General features: G+C 69.1%; 1 protein-coding gene. It reads right to left on the reverse strand.

All coding sequences use genetic code 11. The features are described 5' to 3' along the window. Window positions 1-1,102, reverse strand: a 1,102-nt coding sequence (locus tag WD250_07445; GenBank protein MEX2620037.1) for a hypothetical protein, incomplete at both ends; no start/stop codon positions are given.

Genomic DNA, 1,102 nt, shown 5'->3' on the forward strand with positions numbered 1-1,102 from the left:
GTCAGCTCGCCGTGCTCGAGCAGCGTGACCGCGAGCCAGAAGGGAAGGCCGAGGTCGCGGAAGCGCTCGGCGGCGGCCTCGTAGCCGGACGGATTGCCATCCAGGCGCGCCCGGAAGCGCCTCGCCTGAGCGTCCAGGTACGGCGGCCGAGTACCGGGCGGAACGCCTTCGACAAGGGCGAGCAGCTCCTCGATCTTTGCTGCCTCGCCCAGGGCGAACGCTGCCTCTGCCGCTTCGACGAGACCCTGCTTGGCGGCCTGAGCGGAGATGCCGAAGGTGCGGCCCGTCTCGATTGCCGCCTCGCCGTCTGCGAGTGCCTCCCGCGGCCGCCCCTCGGCTCGGCGCAGTGAGGCTCGCGCTGAAAGGTAACCGGAGAGCTCCTGGACGTCGGTGGACTCCTCGAGACGCGCGAACATCGAGAAGGTGCGGCGTGCGCTGTCGAGCTCGCCCTGTTGGATATGTATCTCGACCGCAGACTCGAGCATGCTCAGCATGAGGCCGCCGGCATCGATGTGCTCCTGCGTGAACTCCTCGCTCGCCGCGAGCGCCTCGTCCCAGCGGCCGAGCATGAACACGGGGTACGTTCGCTCCGCCAGCACAGACCATTCGCTGGGTCGATCCCCAAGCCTGCGGGCGAGGGCTAGGGCCTCGTCGAGATATCCCAGTGCATCGCCGTACTCGTCGCGCTGGAAGCACCGGTCGGATAGCCAGAAGTAGCAGACGCGAGCTTCCTCCACGACGTCGTGGTCGAGTGCGATCCGGAGGGCGTGCTTCAGCAGCGCTTCTGCCTCCTCGGCGTGTCCCCGACTGTGGGCGACGGCCGCCTTCGCGCGCAGCGCGATCGCGAGCGCCACCGGGTACTTATGCGCCTCTGCGATGTCGAGCGCCACCTCGGCCCGCTCGGCGGCACGCTCGCGATCGCCGCTGAACCAGTACCCGAGCGACAGACTCGCGGCCAGCAGCGCGAGATCTTCGTCCGGCTCGTCCGCCGAGATGACGTCGAAGGCAAGTTCGCCCCGTGCCATTGCCTCGTCGCGACGACCCGTGCGGCCGAGAACCCGCCCGAGCCTCGACATCACGCGGGCTGCGGCATGCGTGTCGC

It is taken from the genome of Egibacteraceae bacterium, assembly GCA_040905805.1.
In the GTDB taxonomy this organism is placed as follows: Bacteria; Actinomycetota; Nitriliruptoria; order Euzebyales; family Egibacteraceae; genus DATLGH01.